This window comes from Blautia sp. HCP3S3_D9, assembly GCF_052063845.1.
Classification (GTDB): domain Bacteria; phylum Bacillota; class Clostridia; order Lachnospirales; family Lachnospiraceae; genus Blautia_A.
Genome location: NZ_JBQHWS010000190.1, coordinates 1 through 4,546, shown reverse-complemented (window position 1 = coordinate 4,546; position 4,546 = coordinate 1). Strand labels below are relative to the sequence as shown.

The following is a 4,546-nucleotide window of genomic DNA, read 5'->3' as shown; positions in this document are numbered from 1 at the left end:
GATTAAGTCCACGTCCACAGCATCCACAGATGTAATGCTGCTTTCGTGTCTCGCTCGGAGCCTTCTGTGGAGTAATCATTTCCTGTGCCTTCTGGAATACTTCTTTTGAAACAATCGCTTCATGCATCCCTTCGACTTTGCTCCACTCTTCCTTAGGCTTAACCTTCAGCTTGCCGGTAACTTTATCAAAGGTAGATTTCAGAGCAACAACAGCCCCTGTATAAATCTCATTACTTAATAATTGAAGAACACCACTTGCAGTCCAGCACATATTTTCTGCATTCTCTGTATGATTTGAAGCCTCTCCCTTCTCAGTTTTATAAACCGATGGGCATTTGATACCTCTGTCATTCAGATTTCTCGCAATCTCTGTAAGACCAACACCAGCAATCCTCATATCAAATATTTCTCTAACAACGGCTGCTGCCTCTGGGTCTATTTCCAATTGGTGCTTGTTCTTCTTTTTCTTGCGGTAACCATACAGTGTCTGCCCGGCAATGTACTTGCCCTGAGCTGCCATCTGCTTTCGTGAAGCTCTGACCTTTTTTGATAGGTCTCTGGAATAAATATCATAAACAAGATTCTTGAAGGCGATATCTAAACCGCCCTCAGTCTTGTCACTATCATAATGGTCATTGATGGCAATGAATCTTACACCCAGGAATGGAAATAACTGCTCCAAATAGTCTCCAAGCTCTACATAATCCCTACCGAATCTGGAGCAGTCCTTTACGATAATGCAGTTTATTTTGCCCTTCTTAGCCAGCTCAATCATTTCTGTGAACTGAGGTCTGGTATCAAAATATCTGCCTGAGATACCATCATCACAACGCTCTATGACATTGCATCCAGCAAACTCTCTCTGTTTATTGATGTAGTCCATAATCAGCCTGCGCTGTGATGAAATACTTCCGCTCTCAATCTTCCTGCCGAAAACATCAGCTTCGCAAGTTCATCTGTAAAGGTATATTTCACCTCAAATCTGTCATTGTCATAGCAGGTTATCTTCTTAATAAAAGTAAGAACCAACTCTCTGCTCAGTTCGCTCACTCCAAGATACTTGCTGAATGCTTCCTGCATATCAGTAGAGCCGGAATATGATGTCTCATAAGTAGATGCCTTCATTCTCGCTGAGACTATTTCCTCTGATAATGCTTCCTGCTCTGCCACATACCCAGCTTTCATTTCCAAATATTCATCTTCGGAGAAAACCCCATCAGCGAAATCCTCATACAGATTTTTAATGAAGTCAGCTACCTTATCATATCTGCTCTGCAGTTCCACCAGTCTCTTATCCAGTTCTGACTTCTCTGATACCGCTTTAGGCATCCTATTCAGAGCCTTTAGTCTCTCTTTGCTTTCAACATAAACTGCAATATGAGTCTTTATCAACTCCAGCACAAAAGCTTCCATCTTCTCAGCTTTGATGTTCTTCTTAGGATCAGCATCGCCATAAGTAGCTGAACGCCTGCATACATAGGTGCTATAATGTCCAACACCGCCCACAAGCTTCACTGTCTTGCGATATAGGTTCATCTTATTGCCACAATGAGCACAATACAGAATTCCCTGCAGCATATCCTCTTTGGTATTCTTCTCAACACCTTTATCCTTGCTATGTGAATCGTGATAGGCTTTCTTCTTAATGCTCAAAAGTTCCAATGCTCTCTTTTGCATTTCATGAGAGATTATGCCTTCATGATGGTTTTCAAAATAATAACCTTCACGGTTCACTGGCTTTGTGATTCCCTTGTAATAACACTTCTTTGTCTTTCCAATCTGAATATCACCGGTATAAATGGGGTTCTCAAGAATTCTTCTAATCATCTTGCCTTCCCATTTATTGGTATACTTCTGTTTATGAATGACACCCTTTTCCTGCCAGTAAACACTTGGAGCTAAAACGCCATCAGCATTCAATCCTTTAGCTATCTGTGCCAGACTGCTGCCAGTCAAAAATTCCACATATATTCTGATGACAATGTCCTTTACCTCTTCGTCCACCAAAACCATATGCGGATCATCCGGGTCTTTCCTATATCCATAGGCTGCCGTTGTTGCCAGGAAGATTCCCTGCTTGAACATATTCTCAAAGGATGTATCAATCTTTTTTGAAATATCTTTTGCATAGGCTTCATTGATAAGATTTTTAAGCGGTACTATCAGTCCATCTTCTGACGGATTTGATGTAAGGCTGTCGTAATTATCTGTAACAGCGATAAATCGAACTCCAAAGAATGGAAATATCTTCTCAATATAATCTCCTGCTTCCAGATAGTTTCTGCCAAGTCTCGATAAGTCCTTCACAACCACGCAATTGATTTTGCCGCTTCTGATATCAGCAATCATCTGATTAAACTGTGGTCTGTCAAACTTCGTGCCGGTTACATGTCTGTCCACATAAATCTCTGTGAGGCTAAGTGTTTCATCCTTGCTGACAAAATCCTTAAGGAAAGCAATCTGGTTCTCCACCGTATCACTTTCAATCTTACGTTCATCTTCCCTGGACAATCTGACATATACAGCGGTCTTATATCCACTCTGCTTTTCAGGAGCCTTGGCAATCGCAACAGACTCTTTTCTACTCTTACGTGCCATTTATATCGCCTCCTTCAGTTCAGATGCATAAAGCTCTACCACATGCTCCAGCTCTGCTATTTCCTTCTGAAAACGATATGTTACCTGAAGAGTATTACCATCAATCACATCTATTCTTTCAATCAAGAATGTGATGAGGCTTCTGTTCAGACTAACAATGCCCTTATATTTTTTAATATTCTCAATCCATTCCTGCTTACCGGATCCATTTGCAAGAAGCCCATCCCTCTCAGCTTCAAGTGAAGAAATACTGTTCTCGATATCTGCCATCTGGCTTTGATACTGATCTCTGAGCATGGAATATTCATCTTTTGTAAGAATTCCATCCTTGAAATCTTCATACAGATTCTTACGTCTAAGATTGCAGCTCTCAGCTTCCTCTCTAAGCCTAAGAATGCGAATCTCATATTTCATAATGTCCGGCTTCATATTAGGAGCCTGGCTCACAACCTCAACTGCCTCTGATAAAGCCATGACCTTTCCAACAAAGGTTTTTACCAGTTCGAGTACACTACCTGTCAGTCTCTTCTCCGAAACACTGTGGGAGCTACAGCTTGTCTTATCTCGTTTATTGCCTGCACACACATAATAGATGTACTTCTTACCATTTGACGGAATAGTCTTACGAACCATCGGCTCGCCGCAGTCAGCACAATAAACCATTCCTGCAAGCGGAAATACTTCTGCTCTGTCAGGCGATACTCTTGTATCTCTTAAAAGAAGAGCCTGCACTAAATCAAATTCTGACCTGCTGACAATGGCTTCATGCATATTCTCCACACGGATCCATTCAGTCTCATCCTTATGAATGCGCTTCTTAATCTTATAATTCGGTGTGGTACACTTACCCTGGACAACAGTTCCGGTATAGACCTCATTCTTCAAGATACGAAGCACCGCATTATAGCTCCACTTAGGATTAATGCTTTTCTGGAATGAACTTTCCAGTTCTATACCAATGCTCTTCTTGTTCTGGATTGGAGATAAAATTCCGTCTGCATTCAGCTTATCGGCTATGGCCTGTTGGCTCATTCCACAAAGCTTCATAGTGAAAATATCTCTCACCACATCCGCTGCATAATCATCAATCACAAGATGATTCTTATTCTCTTCATCCTTCAGATATCCGTAAGCCGCAAAGGCACCGATGTACTCACCATTGCGTCTCTTGATATCCATATGACTACGAATTTTTACCGAAATATCACGACAGTAAGCATCATTGATAAGGTTCTTAAAAGGAATGATCATTTCACTCCCCATATCCTCATTGATGCTATCATAACCGTCTGTGATGGCAATGAAACGGATTCCCAGCATAGGAAAAATCTTTTCGATGTAACGTCCAGACTCAATATAATTTCTGCCAAAACGTGATAAGTCCTTTACGACAACGCAATTGATTTTATTCTCCCTGATGTCAGAGAGCATCCTCTGGAACTCCGGTCTTTCGAAATCAACACCACTAAATCCATCATCCACATAAGTATCTGCAATCTGGATCTCTGGATGTGATTTAAGATAATCCATGACCAGCTCTTTTTGATTGGCGATACTGTTGCTGACCTGCTTGCCGCCTTCAGTAACATCACCATCTTCCCTCGATAATCTAAGGTACATTGCTGCTTGATATGTTTTTTGCATCTGCTAATCCTCCTGTTCTGTATTATTCTGGAGCCTAATCCAGATAATCCAGAAACCAGAGGCCGCAAACGACTTAGTCCTCTTTCAGATTAACATGGATCCACTGCAATTCCCATGACATCTTCCAATCCATCCCAATCCTATCCAACAGCCTAATCCTATCCTCATCCAGCACCATCCCACTAGCCCCCGGATGTTTATAATGTACCCATAACAGTGGACACGCGAATTAGTGTAGTACCCGTTTTACGGACACCCACACAAGACATGCCCCTGTTCTTAGACACTGTTCCCATGTGAACCC

The 4,546-nt window shown here is 41.6% G+C and carries 3 protein-coding genes; all 3 read right to left on the bottom strand.

The features are described 5' to 3' along the window. Positions 1–883 (bottom strand): recombinase family protein (locus ACTNES_RS19525; protein ID WP_441040449.1); only part of this gene is annotated, 883 nt, incomplete at its 3' end. A gap of 2 nt (positions 884–885) precedes the next feature. Beyond that, positions 886–2,598, bottom strand: a complete 1,713-nt coding sequence (locus ACTNES_RS19520) for a recombinase family protein (protein ID WP_441040448.1) — start codon at positions 2,596–2,598, stop codon at positions 886–888. Then, positions 2,599–4,242 (bottom strand): recombinase family protein, encoded by a 1,644-nt coding sequence (locus ACTNES_RS19515; RefSeq protein ID WP_441040447.1) that lies wholly within the window; start codon positions 4,240–4,242, stop codon positions 2,599–2,601. Positions 4,243–4,546: the final 304 nt, after the last annotated feature.